The sequence below is a fragment of the Bacteroidota bacterium genome (assembly GCA_016718825.1).
In the GTDB taxonomy this organism is placed as follows: Bacteria; Bacteroidota; Bacteroidia; order J057; family JADKCL01; genus JADKCL01.
Genome location: JADKCL010000008.1, coordinates 209,098 through 222,305 on the forward strand (window position 1 = coordinate 209,098; position 13,208 = coordinate 222,305).

Below are 13,208 nucleotides of genomic sequence, written 5' to 3' on the forward strand. Positions count from 1 at the left end.
GATACAAAAATTGATAAAAAAACTAAGAAGCTAACTGCTATGTGCTTGAGCAGCTAAAATTCTCGCTCGATTGGTAAATATACCGAATGAGCAGTCTCTTTCGGCGGTGAATCTCCTTTTTCCAATTCCCAACGGTAACACATCCTCAACCTGATCGGCCGATGACTTCGGCCGGAAAATCTCCCAAAATTGCCTTTTTTTATGGAAATTTCAACGTTCCGACCAGATGTAAGTGGATTTTGGAGTCCCTGTCGAATTTGCCTCGGCTGAACTTGAAGTGTGAACGGCACAATTCGGCGAATTTTCAGACATCGACTTGTCGGCTGCAAGACATCGTGGTTGGTATTCTAAGTCAGGAAGGTTAAATTTGAGAGAGGTAGCCATTGAGTACCCCGACTTGACCTCCATGCTTGGATCCAATTATATGCACCTTCAATGCAGAGTGGCGATTTGCAGCCTACTCATTGGATTCCTTTGCCTTTTTTCCGGAAATGTGAGGGCAGGCCATATTTCTGGGGTCGATGTTGGATATGAATGCATCAACGGTTGCACCATCAGGGTTCATTTTCGAGCCTATCGGGATTGCAGTTCTCCCATCACAAATGTCTCACCGATCGGGACACTTTCCATCGTTGCCGACAGTGGTTGTCCCATTCCCCCGCGCATGGGGCCATGGGTCAATGCTTCCAACTTGGAAGTAACTCCAGTCTGCCCTGGCACCCCGACCCGATGCAATACCCCCAATGCCGCGATCAATGGCATCATGGAGCATTACTGGTATGCAGATTTTGACTTTTGCTCGGCCACCTGCTCCACCTATACCATTCAATGGCAGACATGCTGCCGCAACGGGAACATTTCGACCCTCTTTCTCCCCAATTCGGTGGGTTTGTATGCTTCAACCACCGTCAATCCCTTCTTGTCTCCTTGCAATAGCGCGCCGACCTTCAACAGCCCTCCCGTGTTGTTCATTTGCCAAGGGCAAAGCTATTTCTTCTCCCAAGGCGCGACGGACCCAGACAACGATTCGCTTTCTTATTCCCTGGGCCCATGTTTGGGCAGTGCCAATACTTCCGTGCCTTACCTTCCATTTGCAAATCCATCGCAGCCGCTTACCGGCGATTGGGAGGTGATTTTGGATTCTCTTACCGGCGACTTGGTCATTCGCCCCGACCTCAATGGTCCTTTCCCGGGTAGCCTTCAGACAGGTGTGCTCTGCGTGTATGTCCAAGAATGGCGCGCCGGCCAACTCATCAATACGATTGTGCGGGATTTGCAAATCACAGTCATTCCCTGTGCCGCTAATGACCCGCCGGTGACACTGGGCGTGGTGAACTTGTCTGGAGGGTTACAGCTCAACCATTTCGCGGTGAGCACCTGTGTCGGCGCGACGGTTTGCTTTGATATGCGTATTACGGATTCAGATCTGCTTCAGACACAGACAGTTTGGTGGAACCAAAGTCTTGCTGCGATGGGAGCCACCTTTACCCTCGCTTCCAATCCTACCATCACCGACACAGTGATTGGCCTCATGCCTACGGTGAGATTTTGTTGGACGCCTCCCATTGCGGGCAATTTTAATTTTGGTGTGATCATGCGGGACGATGCTTGCCCTACCTATGGGATCAGCCAATACAATTTTCAGATTGAGGTAAGCCAAATGCAGGTGCAGGCGCAGGATTCTGTGACGGGATGCAAGGTCGTCTCGCTTTGTGCGATTCCTCAAGGCGGCAATTTTCCCTATCATTATCTTTGGACCGGCGTCGGTGGGCTATCCACCAATGCGGGTTACCAAGACAGTTGCTTGGCGCATTCCTATCCGAGTTCAGGTTCATTTCCCTACACCTTGCTACTTGAGGACGCCATTGGATGTACAGCTGTTTGGCAAGATACCGTGGTGATTCCCAACAATGTGCTTGCCGACGCTGGGCCTGACATGGCGACGTGTGCCAATCAGCCGACGGTGATCGGAAATCCGCCGCAGCCAAGCCAACTGCTCACTTACAATTGGTCACCCTTGATCGGCCTTACCAATGCCAATGCGGCGCAGCCGACGGTTACCTTGTCCAACAATACATTGCTCCCGCAACAGCAGGCCTATATTTTGGCCATTACCGACACGGTAACCTTCTGCGTCGATGAAGATACGATGGTGATGACGGTCTATCCGATTCCGTCTTCGCCCTTCAACTTGATAGACAGTGTTTGCCAGGCCGAGGTTGTCGGTATTCCTTATTTGGGAACGAGCGGACCTGGCGCAAACTATGCCTGGACGTTTGCAGGTGGCATTCCTGCCTTGGCGGGGGGGCAAGGACCACACCAAGTGTCTTGGGCGCAACCCGGCCCGCACGAGGTCACGCTAACGGTGACGGAAAACGGCTGCGTTTCCCCGACTGAGCGTGACACCGTTTTTGTAAGAACCAACCCGACGGCTGTGATCGGTCCCGTGTTGAACCAATGTTTGGTTGGAAACAGCTTCAATTTCCAGAATTTAGGCAATTTTGGAATGGGGGCCACGCATGCATGGTCATTTTGGCCCAATGCGACACCCTCGGTAAGTGCGCTTCAAAATCCAACGGGAATCGTATTTGGAACAGCAGGTCCTAAATTGATTACCCTGCTTACAAGTGACCAAAGCTGTTCCAGCGAGCTGGATAGTCTGTATTTGGAGGTTTACCCCGATCCCGACGCCTTGTGGGCCGTTTTGGGAGGCGTGCAATGTTTTAATGGAAACAGCCACCAATTCGTCGCAAATGCCGGGAATGGCGCCCTCGCAACCTATCAATGGACTTTTCAGGATGGAAGTCCGGCGACAAGCACCGATACTTTGCCGATCGTTTCCTTTCTCAGTCCCGGACCGAAACTTGTGACCTTGACGGTTACTGCTTTTGGATGTACCGCCTCGCATTCCAGCACGGTCATGGTCTATCCGGAACCAACCGTCGCTGCGGGGCCAGATATGTCGTTTTGCGAAGGTGACGGAGGTGTTGATGTCTTTGCGACGACATCTGGCGGTACCGCACCCTTTTATTACACTTGGACTTGCAATGCGCTCAGTGGATTCTGTGGGATCGACAGTGTTTTCGACGATGATCCGCATGTAAATCCCAGTAATTCAGCTGTTTATTTTGTGCAAGTGGTGGATGCCAATGGTTGTACCAGCAATTTGGATTCGCTGATGGTGACTGTTTTGGACAAGCCATCGGTCAATGCCGGACCAGATTTGAGGCTATGTGGCTTGAATGCTCCCTGTCAGGTGCTGTTGCCGACCGTGATGGGGCAGGGTCCTTTCTCCTTCGAATGGTTTCCCGCTACCGGCCTCAACGATTCCAGTTTGTTCAATCCATGTTCAAGACCTGATACCACGACCATATATGTGTTGGTCGCGACGGACCTTTCCAATGGATGCAGCAGCGATTACAATACCTTGGATACACTCAGCTCGGTTGTGGTGCATGTCAATCCCGTACCTGTTGCAGATGCTGGGCCCAACGTCGCGTTATGCCCGGGTGATACGGCGATTCTGCAAGGGACAGGAAGCGGCGCGGGGCCGGCCTACCAATATCAATGGACGCCTTCCAATTCGATGGTTTTGGCAAATGTGCCTAGCCCTCAAGCCTTTCCTGCCATGACGACGACCTATACGTTGGTCGTTTGGAGCAATGGTTGCCCTAGCGCGGCCGACACCGTGCAGGTACGCGTGCATACGACCCCATCGGTCGATGCAGGTTGGGACAGGGACATTTGTCTTGGCGAAAGCGTGATCCTTGATGCCATGGCTGGGGGTGACAGCACTGCGCAATACACGTATCAGTGGTCCACGGCTATCGGCTTGAATGACCCCAATATCGAGGATCCCATTGCCACACCACCGCGAAGCACCACTTATTTTGTAGTTGCGACCTCCAATTGGGGCTGCAGCAGCTCAGCGGACTCAGTGACGATTTCGCTGAGGCCAACGCCAGTGGCCAACGCGGGTGCAGACACGACGGTTTGTTTTGGAAGGCGCTTGAATTTGAACGGCAGCTATTTTTATGGAGAGACGGATTCGGTCGCGGATCCTTCCGAAATTCAATTTGATTGGACTCCGGGGGTTTTGTTGAGCGATTCAGGGATTGCCACACCGTTGCTTGCGCCGGTTGTATCCGGCATGTATTATCTCACGGTCACGCACCAGGATTGTCAAACAATTGATTCCGTGTTGGTTTTGGTGATACCTGAGCTCAATGCCGGAATTGCAGCAGATACCGCGGTGATTTGCCGAGGAGATTCCCTTCAATTCACAGGTTTGGGTGGCTTGGGTAATCCGACGTATCAGTGGTCTCCCGCAAATGGGTTGGACGATCCGAATGTTGCGGCTCCTTGGGCCTTCCTTTCAGATAGCACGGAGATCCAACTGATTTTGTCAGAAGCGGGCTGCAGTGACACTGCTTATTTGGACATTTCAGTGATTCCAAGCCCCGTGGCGGCCTTTTTGCATTCTTCGGAAACCGGATGCGCGCCGCTGGAATTGAATGTGCAACAGACAAGCAGTGACGCCCAAGGTTTCATTTGGGATTTTGGGGATGGAGCAGCCGTATCCAATCTCCCGACAACCACACATATATATGATGTGCCAGGCACTTATTCGCTGCAATTCACTGCCTTGCACCAAGGTGCCTGCAGTTCACAAGCCTCCAATCTTACGGTCACGGTTTTTCCAGCTCCCTCGGCCGAGGTGCAGGCCGTTCCGGATTTTCCAGCGCTGCTTTACCTGCCGGAAGCCATCCTTTCCCTGCAAGAATTCAACTCCGATGTTGTTTCGAGCACCTGGGATTTCGGGGACGGGATTCAGCTACAAGGCCAATCAGTGACCCATGAATACCTCGCCGCAGGATTTTACAACGTCGTCGTGCATTCAACCAATGCGCAGGGTTGCATGGCGCATGACACATTGGGCCCTTTTGAGGTCCGAGCCCCGGATTTGTTCATTCCCAATGTCTTCAGCCCCAATGGAGACGGGGTCAACGATGCGTTTCTTGTGAATTATTCAGGCGATCAACCGTTTACGCTCACCATTTTGGATCGATGGGGTTCATCGGTTTACCAGAACTTGCAAAAAAACGACGGTTGGGATGGCACGGTCAACGGACAAGCCGCACCTGCGGGAGTTTACTATTACAGCTTACGAATCGGAGGCAAAAGCTATTCTGGAGAACTAACGCTAATGCATTAGTGGCAAGAATTCATGCTGCACCAATGAAATCATACAAACGTACGTAGCCTAGAAATGGCTTTCACTGTTAAAAAGCAAAATTCCAATCAATCAAAGTCAGGCGTTGGAGATGTATACTTTTACCCCAAAGGCGATCAGGACAATCGCTGCTGTGCAAAAAAAGGAATACTTAATGACATTGGCACCGTTGCGAAATTTAAAAATGAGATGAGTGGCGGTGCAAGTGAAGGTGAAAATCATTGGGAGGAGCGCAGGGTACAGGGCCAAGCTTTCGGCAAGATTACCTTGCAATAAAGCCACAAAAGATCGCTGCATGCCGCATCCAAAGCATTCAATTCCTAAAAAGGACTTGTATGGGCAAGCCAAATAATGATTTTTGAACCAATCTACAATTGGATCCATCTTCAAGTACGCAACCCACAAATTGGAGAGAACCAAGTCATTGTGGCACGATAATTAACTATCTATACAAAGCGCCACTACTCGCCAAAGTGGCACCCATGATAGCAACGTAAACGATCAGGAAAATGATATAGGCGATTGACAATCCCAATCCTACAAAGGCACAAATCCTTCCTGCATTCAGGTTCTTGTAGGAACCAGCCGAGTAGTTGCTTGGATTATTCACATATTCCGAATTCGCTTTTCCGTACAAAACCAAAGCAATGACGGCACAGATGATACCCAGAACTCCGTAGCAAAAGCACCCGACAATTGACACGATACCAAGAACCAAGACTGCTGTTGAATTTGGGATCGGGATCGAGGATTGTCCACCACCGCCAAAACTTTGATTTGGATTTCCACCGTAAGGATTACCTTGATTTTCCATTTTTTGTTGGCTAAGAGGGTTTAATAATTAGTTGCTAGATTCTTAGCAAAACAAACCTAATCAGGAATTTCATACAAAAAAAATTTTCCGTCCGCTAGGCCACCAAAATTCCTCGGGGAGTGACTTTGTTTCTCTTTTGGATGCTGAATTCTTGGAAGATCGACCTTCACCGATAAAGGCAAAATCGCATTTCACTCCTTATTTTGCTTGTTTTTTTTCTTCCCTATCTTTACATGCGAAATGCATGGTTTGAATGAAAATTCTGTACTACTCACCCAACCCCAACCTGAATTTGAGTGATCCCGCCGGATACGGGACGCATATGCGGGAAATGATCAAAGCATTTCGCGCCTTGGGCCATGAGGTGGAGGTGCATATCATGGGCGGCACCGAGCCCAAGCCGAGTGTCGCAGCCAAACCCTCCCTGATGAAACGGTTAGCTAAGGTGGTCATTCCGGCGCGCCGTTGGCAGACCCTCAAGGACCAACGTCTGGAAGAATTTGACAACGATGCCTATGACCGTTTGCTCTTGAAAATGAGGGAATTCAAGCCCGACTTTGTCTATGAACGCGCCAATTATTTTCAAACCTCCGGTGTGAACGCGGCACGTAGATTGAAGGTGATGCATTTCCTTGAAGTCAATTCGCCGTATGTCGAGGAAAAAGTCGAATTGGAAGGTGATAGCGGCATGCTGGAAAAAGCACGCGAAAAAGAGGGCTGGCAACTGACCAAAACCGACCATGTTTTGGTGGTTTCATCCTCTTTGCGGGAGTATTTTCTGCATCAACACCGCGTGTACGCTGCCAAATTTTCCGTCGTCCCCAATGCAATTGACCCTGAAAAGGGAAAAGTGAATCCGCAGGATGTCGCTGCTGTCAAGTCCCAATACAATTTGGAAGGCAAAACCGTCGTCGGATGGGTGGGCTCGATACAGCCGTGGCACGGCGTAGAGACCTTGATTTCCAGCTTCGCAGTGGTCGCAAAGCAACGTGCCGACATTGCTTTGCTCGTCGTCGGAAGTGGCGAAACTATCGCCACCATGCAGAAACTCGCCGCCGAAAGCGGCGTAGCCGACCGCATTCATTTCACAGGATCCATACCGCATGCGCAGGTGTTTGCCCACATCGCTGCGATGGACATCGCCGTGTTGCCCGACACCAAATGGTATTGCTCGCCGATCAAAATCTTTGAATATGGCCTTCTGGGTAAGGCCATTGTGGCGACCCACCATGCAGCGGTTTTGGATGTAATGGTGCCCGATCAGGACGGCATCATCATCGAGCCGGGCGCCGAGCGCCTCCAAGCCGCCTTGTTGAAATTGATCGCAGATCCTGCCTTGCGCAGCCAACTCGGGGCGCATTGGCAGCAAAAAGTGTTGCGCTCCCATACCTGGGAAGCCAATGCCCGGCGGGTATTGGAACTCTTCGAATTTGCCCAAACCAGCGTCGCAAGGTGAAAATGCAGGTCGACGTGGTGATGCTCGCCTACACCGGCAGCAGCGACATTTTCGAAATGAATGCCAAGGCGATTTCCTCCTTGCGTGCATCCGAGCCTGAAATCGAATTCAACGTTTTTCTCCTCGAAAGCAATGCGAATTTCATCCACATGGGCTGGCGTTACGATGCTGCGACACAGGTGATTTACCCCAAGGAGCAATTCAATTTTAACAGGTTCAACAACATCGGCTTGGCACTTGGCAAAGCCGAATGGGTGGTTTTCAGCAACAATGACGTTGTTTTTCATCCCGGTTGGTTTTCTGCGATGATGACCGTGCAGCAGGAGCAGCCGCAGATTCGTTGCTTTTGTCCCGTGGATGTCGCGTCCAAACATACGCCTGAAGGTACATTTGAAAAGGGAGAGCGCTTCAGGATCGGCCATTTGGTCAGGGTGACCTTCACAGGATGGTGTTTTGTCGTGCAGCGTTCGGTTTTTGAGGAGACCGGACCGTTTGACGAACGCTTTGACTACTACTTTGCCGACGACGATTTTACGATGCAACTGCGGAAACAGGACATTTTGAATGCCGCCGTGCCCGATTCCTTCGTCACCCACCTTGCCCACGTAACGAGCCGAAAAAACGCATTGGACATATCCGAGAAGTTCAGAAGCGACCAAAAAGCCTTCCAAAACAAGTGGGGTTCCCAACGATTCATCGCTTGGAAGAACCGCCTGACCGAAAAAGTGCTGCGACCTTTGGGATTGAAGGCATTAATTCGGCAACTTTACCGCCACAATTAGGGCATGTCGACAGTAGAGACTTTATACAAGGAAAAAGGGAAGGTAGAAAAATACTATACCCTGTGTCGCGACGATGTCGTTCGGTTTCTGACCAAGTTCTTGAAAAAGAATGACCGGAAGCTTGTTCGCGTTTTGGAAATCGGCTGCTCGGGCGGTGGTACCGGCAGGCTGATGAAGGAGAAGTTCGGCGTAGAATTTTACGCTGGGGTCGAACTGATGCCTGATGCTGCGAAACAAGCGGCGACAAATATCGATTGGGTCAAATGCGACAACATCGAGGAAATGATCGACCAAGGTCGCCTCGGTGAATTGCCCGAAGGGAAATTTGATGCGATTCTGTTTTTGGACGTCCTCGAGCACCTTTACAATCCTTGGGAAGTCGTCGATGCGCTGCCAAAGTTGCTGAATCCGAATGGGATTTTGGTCGGCAGTATCCCCAATGCCGGCAATCTCTACATTCTCTGGAAACTGATGCGCGATCAGTTTGAATATGAAGACGAAGGGCTGCTGGATCGCACGCACCTTCGGTTTTTTACGCTGCAAACGATCAAAAACATGCTGCGCAAGCATTTTGACCTGATCTTCTTGGACAGCAACCATGACACTTGGAAGACCATGAACTGGCAGCAAAAATTCTTCTACATCCCGACATTGGGGCTGTGGAAGCGGCTGTTCATCCGGCAATACCTCTTCATCGGGCAAGTCAAAAAAGCTGAATGATGGGGAAAGTTGGCGGCAATATTCAGAAAATCCTGGTGACAGGCGGGGCCGGATTTATCGGTTCGGCCGTGATCAAGGCATTGCAAACCTTCCCTGTGGAATTGCTGGTCATTGATGACCTGAGTTTTGGCAACCGTGCCTTTGTGAATTTGCCGGATTCGCATTTTCGGGTGCTGAATATTCTGGACAAAGGAGGGGGTAAATGCCGTTTTTGACGAATTCAAGCCTGATTGGGTGATTCATCTGGCAGCTGTGCATTTTATTCCTTGGTGCAATGCCCATCCCTACGAGGCGGCTGACATCAACATTCGCGGAACGATGCATGTCTTGGATGCTGCCAAGCGGGTAGGGGTGAAGGGTGTTTTGTTTGCTTCGACGGCAGCGGTTTATCCGATTGCAGATGAGGCGGTTGGCGAGACGCATCCGACGGGGCCGCTCGATATCTATGGATTGACCAAGCTCACCGGGGAGCGGCTTTGCCATGAATTTCACCTCGAATCGGGGATTGCGACGGTGGTTTGCCGGTTTTTTAATGCATTTGGCCCGAATGAAACCAATCCGCATTTGATTCCGGAGATTGCAGCACAAATCAACGCCGGTGCTCGCGTGCTAATGCTGGGCAATCAGGCGCCCAAGCGCGACTTCATCCATACGAGCGACATGGCGCGTGCTGTGATTTCGCTTTTGGAAACCTTTGAATCCGGATTCGACACATTTAACCTCGGCCGCGGCATCGAATACAGTGTTTTGGAAATTGCAGCGGCCTTTGGCAACGCTTTGGGCGAAGCAGTGCGCGTAGAAATCGATCCTGCCAAAGTGCGTAAAACGGATCGCCTGCACCTGTTGGCGGATATTTCGAAACTCAAAGCCTTCACGGGCTGGGAACCTTTGGTCGGAATTGACGACGGAATTGCGACGCTGATTGAGCGTTGACAATTCGGCAGGGACCTAGATGCCCTTTTCCTTTTCCTCCAGCAAAACCTCTTCTTCCTCTTCACGTTTTTTGCGGGGCACGTCCGTGGACGCGTCCAAAGCAAATGGCGGCGGTGCCATGATGCGTCCGGGCAAATCATGCTCAGGCGTCTGCACCTTGACAGGGTTGCGCTTTCGGTCTTTGTCGGCGGAGGATTTCATGGAATTTTCGCACTATTTCGTGAGAACCAATTTAGACAGAAATTGGGCGTTTTGCAATGCAAATTCCTGTAAATCAGAATCCATGACTCAGCCCGCAATCGCCTTCAAAATCCGTTGATGGATTTCCGCGATGGAGAGCATGGCGTCGTTGGCATCGTGGCAGACCACGTTGACGATGCTGTCATCGGTGGCGACCAAGTTCTCATACTCTTGTTTCACAGCACGTTGCAGCGAAAAGTCCTTTTCATGGATGTCGTGTGCGCCAGCGAGGTAGTCGCGGGCTTGCGCGGCCATTCGGGCATTCAAGGCCTTCTCAGTAAAGGAAAACGGAACGGATAGATGGATGCTGAAATCGGGCTTGGGAATGCGGTTATAGTTGAATTCGAAGTCGAGGATCCACTTTCTGAGTTCGGCTTTTGCCTCGGGATCGCTGAGTTTGGCGCATTGGAAGGCGATGTTGCTGAAGACATAACGGTCACATAGGACGGAATAGCCCTCGGCAAGCCATCCTTCGATCGTCGCGGCAAATTCCTTGCGGTCCTCGGCAAAGAGCAGGGCGACAAATTGCGGATGCACCTCGGTGACGGCGCCAAATTCGCCACGCAGGAACCTTGCAATAAGCTGCCCAAACACGCCTTCGTTGTGCCGCGGGAAGTGAATAAACCGCGTTTCTATGCCCTGCTCCTTAAAATGAGCGATCAACAATTCGATTTGTGTTGACTTTCCGGAGCCGTCGAGCCCTTCGATCACAATGAATTTCCGCCCTTGGTGCAGTGTCTCTTGCATACGCTGGCGAATATCGGGATTTTTTGGATGGTTCAAGAATTGCATTCGATAGCAACGCAGAGCTAGGATTGGCTAACTGAAACTAGCTTTTCACTAACTGAGAGCTGTATTTCGCTGCTTCAAGGCTATATTAGACGCTGTGAACCGAAGGACCGGGAATGCTGGACTGACTTTTGAGCTTTGTTTTGGGGAAGTGCGCCTGCTATTTCTCCTTCTGCTCTTTTGTTTGCCGCTTGCCGGATTAGCGCAAGATCCTTATTACCGACTGATCAATGACGCGGACGGCCTGCCCAACAACTCCATTTACGGGCTGTTTCAGGACTCCAAAGGATTTATCTGGATCACGACCGATGATGGACTTTGTCGCTACGACGGCCATTCCTTCAAGAGTTTTTTCTCGACCTCACAATCATCCAAGGCGGGATCCAACATCTTCGAAGATCCGCTGCACCGGATTTGGTATGAAAACTTTGACGGTCAACTTTACCATGTTTCCGGCGATACTTTGGTCACCCTCCCACAGGATTCCTTGCGCGGGTACATGCGGGCGGGACATCTGGGAACTGGCTCTTGCTTCCCTCCGAATCGAAATTGGTCGCTTTGATCTTCGAAGCCTTCAAAAAGCCAAAGGGTTTGAGAGCGACCCAACAGGATACGGAGTCTCCGGAATTTACGGACAAGGAAAATACTGGATTTGGGGGGGCATGCACAAAAGTGTGGATTACACTTCTCATCATGAGACAATTCCGTCGCTGACGGAAACGGAGATCCATTGATCGGAATGGCTTTCGACTACCTGGGCCAAAGATTGTCTTCTGCTACCAACAGCCAAGGAAAGGGAATTTGGAATGTTGATGGCCCGGTTTTACGAAAATTTGCGGGTCTGAGCGGCATCGCGGATATTCAAACCCATGCCTTTGCCAATGGAAAGATCTGGATCTGCTATGTCCGCGGCATGGAGGTGATCAACGCTGAAACTGGTAAACAGGAGGGCGGTCATCTTTATTTTCGACAAAAGCATATCGGCATTTTTAATTGACAATGAAGGGAACCATTGGTTTGGGACACAGAATGAAGGGCTGATGATGGTTCCTGACTTTGACTCAAGACGTATTTTATCGCCATCCGGCTCGGGCTTGAAGCGATTGGTATTGACAGCCAATGGTTTGGTTGCCGGTAGCCAAGATGGCCAATTGTTACGCCTTGATACCGCAACGGGGAAATTTGAGGAGTTGTACCGCCATCCAAGTGGGCATGCGATCGATTTTTTGATGAATGATGGGAATTGTCTTATCGACGGGGCGCCCACCGCTAATTTTTATCAATTTGGTCTTGTGAAGCCCGCCGCGGATCACGCCTTTGCGTTGAAGGATGCCATTCGCGTTTCCAAACGTTACCTTGCGGTGTGCACACCAAATTCGGGTGGCCTTGTACCGGCTTGAAGGGGGATGCGTCTGAATCTGATCCATGGGATATCATGGCAAAAAGTATTCGAATTCAATGAATCAGTCTTACGGAGTGTTTTTAGACGGGACGTGGCCCTGTTGCTAGCCGATCAAGGCGCCATCTATTTTGCAACGAGCAATGGCTATGATGTTGAAGCCCAAATGATCGAAATCGGAGCTCGAAATTAAATGAGGGTACCCATTCTACGCAAGCCAATTGCAGGTCTGCCGGGGATCGGATTTATGCACTAAGCACGCAAGGTTCCTGTTTGTAATCGACGAAAAGGGTCAGCTTTTCCCCATCGACGACCTCCCCTTCAAAGGCCCCTATCTCAAACTCAGGAACCTGATGGAGGCAAAATGTACCTTCTGGGGCGAAAAATGTTGATGGTTCTGACTGAGGATGGCAATCAACTTCAATTTGAAAACGTGATTACGGGGCTGCATTCCGGCAGTGTGAATGACATGGCGATCTTCGACGGCAGTTTGGTGCTCGCCGCCGAGGAAGGGCTGATTTTGCTCAACCCAAATGAAAAGGCGGTCTCCGTGCAGCCACAAGTGTGCATCACAAAGCTGGAAATTTCCGGCAAATCCTATGCTCCTGACGCGCTCGTTGAAGTCGATTACTTGGAAAATGACGTCAAAATCGATTATTCTATCTTGAATTTTCGAACCGGAGGAGATTATCCCTTTTTTACCGGATCAACGGCGGGGTGTGGAACACCACAAATGCCGATTCGCGCCAATTGATGTTGGTGCAACTGGCCCCGCCAGGGACTACCACATCGAATTTTGCCTCGGGGTTCCCGGAAATCCGGTTGCAGCCAAGGCGCAAGGT

At 50.7% G+C, this 13,208-nt stretch carries 12 protein-coding genes and 1 pseudogene; 9 read left to right on the forward strand and 4 right to left on the reverse strand.

The features are described from left to right. Window positions 1-367 precede the first annotated feature (367 nt). Window positions 368-5,215, forward strand: a complete 4,848-nt coding sequence (locus tag IPN95_11825) for a PKD domain-containing protein (protein MBK9450071.1) — start codon at window positions 368-370, stop codon at window positions 5,213-5,215. A gap of 96 nt (window positions 5,216-5,311) precedes the next feature. On the opposite strand, the gene IPN95_11830 is transcribed toward IPN95_11825, so the two are convergent. Next, a complete protein-coding gene (locus tag IPN95_11830; GenBank protein ID MBK9450072.1) occupies window positions 5,312-5,617 on the reverse strand; it encodes a DUF2752 domain-containing protein in 306 nt (101 codons plus the stop codon). A 58-nt stretch (window positions 5,618-5,675) separates the two neighbouring features. Continuing rightward, window positions 5,676-5,978, reverse strand: coding sequence for a hypothetical protein (locus tag IPN95_11835; protein ID MBK9450073.1), 303 nt, complete (start codon window positions 5,976-5,978; stop codon window positions 5,676-5,678). A gap of 322 nt (window positions 5,979-6,300) precedes the next feature. On the opposite strand from IPN95_11835, the gene IPN95_11840 reads away from it, so the two are divergent. The 4 genes and pseudogenes from IPN95_11840 to IPN95_11855 all read left to right on the forward strand — a co-directional run bounded on the left by IPN95_11840 (window position 6,301) and on the right by IPN95_11855 (window position 9,938). Next, window positions 6,301-7,503: a glycosyltransferase family 4 protein gene (locus IPN95_11840; protein MBK9450074.1), complete on the forward strand. Its 1,203-nt coding sequence runs from the start codon at window positions 6,301-6,303 to the stop codon at window positions 7,501-7,503. Next, on the forward strand, window positions 7,500-8,285 hold the full coding sequence (locus IPN95_11845) for a hypothetical protein (GenBank protein ID MBK9450075.1): 786 nt from the start codon (window positions 7,500-7,502) through the stop codon (window positions 8,283-8,285). Before IPN95_11840 ends, IPN95_11845 begins: the two co-directional genes overlap by 4 nt. A gap of 3 nt (window positions 8,286-8,288) precedes the next feature. Further along, window positions 8,289-9,005, forward strand: a complete 717-nt coding sequence (locus IPN95_11850) for a class I SAM-dependent methyltransferase (GenBank protein ID MBK9450076.1) — start codon at window positions 8,289-8,291, stop codon at window positions 9,003-9,005. Beyond that, window positions 9,005-9,938: pseudogene (locus tag IPN95_11855) on the forward strand (UDP-glucose 4-epimerase). The gene IPN95_11850 and the pseudogene IPN95_11855 overlap by 1 nt, the downstream one beginning before the upstream one ends. Window positions 9,939-9,953: 15 nt before the next feature. On the opposite strand, the gene IPN95_11860 reads toward IPN95_11855, so the two are convergent. Continuing rightward, window positions 9,954-10,139, reverse strand: a complete 186-nt coding sequence (locus IPN95_11860) for a hypothetical protein (protein MBK9450077.1) — start codon at window positions 10,137-10,139, stop codon at window positions 9,954-9,956. An 87-nt stretch (window positions 10,140-10,226) separates the two neighbouring features. Further along, window positions 10,227-10,925 carry a dTMP kinase gene (tmk, locus tag IPN95_11865; protein ID MBK9450078.1) on the reverse strand — a complete coding sequence of 233 codons (699 nt, stop codon included), beginning with the start codon at window positions 10,923-10,925 and terminating at the stop codon, window positions 10,227-10,229. A 139-nt stretch (window positions 10,926-11,064) separates the two neighbouring features. On the opposite strand from tmk, the gene IPN95_11870 reads away from it, so the two are divergent. The 4 genes from IPN95_11870 (at window position 11,065) to IPN95_11885 (ending at window position 13,120) form a co-directional block, all read left to right on the forward strand. Further along, a complete protein-coding gene (locus IPN95_11870; GenBank protein MBK9450079.1) occupies window positions 11,065-11,529 on the forward strand; it encodes a hypothetical protein in 465 nt (154 codons plus the stop codon). 177 nt (window positions 11,530-11,706) lie between these two features. Further along, window positions 11,707-11,964: a hypothetical protein gene (locus tag IPN95_11875; GenBank protein MBK9450080.1), complete on the forward strand. Its 258-nt coding sequence runs from the start codon at window positions 11,707-11,709 to the stop codon at window positions 11,962-11,964. 43 nt (window positions 11,965-12,007) lie between these two features. Further along, window positions 12,008-12,367: a hypothetical protein gene (locus IPN95_11880; GenBank protein MBK9450081.1), complete on the forward strand. Its 360-nt coding sequence runs from the start codon at window positions 12,008-12,010 to the stop codon at window positions 12,365-12,367. A 390-nt stretch (window positions 12,368-12,757) separates the two neighbouring features. Beyond that, window positions 12,758-13,120 (forward strand): hypothetical protein, encoded by a 363-nt coding sequence (locus IPN95_11885; GenBank protein ID MBK9450082.1) that lies wholly within the window; start codon window positions 12,758-12,760, stop codon window positions 13,118-13,120. Window positions 13,121-13,208: the final 88 nt, after the last annotated feature.